The sequence below is a fragment of the Streptomyces malaysiensis subsp. samsunensis genome, assembly GCF_024519315.1.
GTDB classification, from domain to species: Bacteria; Actinomycetota; Actinomycetes; order Streptomycetales; family Streptomycetaceae; genus Streptomyces; species Streptomyces malaysiensis.
Genome location: NZ_JANIIC010000290.1, coordinates 1 through 335 on the forward strand (window position 1 = coordinate 1; position 335 = coordinate 335).

General features: G+C 67.2%; 1 protein-coding gene. It reads left to right on the forward strand.

Annotation, left to right across the window (positions count from 1 at the left end):
* The coding region (locus NQU54_RS48940) for an AMP-binding protein (RefSeq protein WP_257636708.1) at positions 1 to 335 on the forward strand (335 nt) is incomplete at both ends.

Below are 335 nucleotides of genomic sequence, written 5' to 3' on the forward strand. Positions count from 1 at the left end.
TGCGGGCCCTTCGCTGGTGGTGACGGGGGCGGGCGCGGGCGCCGGGGTCCCGGCGGGCGTTCCGCTGGTGGTGCTGGACGACGCCGAGGTCACCGCGGAATTGGCGGAGTTGGACGGGTCCGATGTGGGAATCCGCGTTGCCCCGGAGGCGGCCGCGTATGTGATTTACACATCCGGCTCGACGGGGCGGCCCAAGGGTGTGGTGGTGTCGCACGGGAATGTGGTGCGGCTGTTCGAGGCGACGGATGGGTGGTTCGGCTTCGGTGCGGATGATGTGTGGACGTTGTTTCACTCCTTTGCGTTTGATTTTTCGGTGTGGGAGTTGTGGGGTGCGC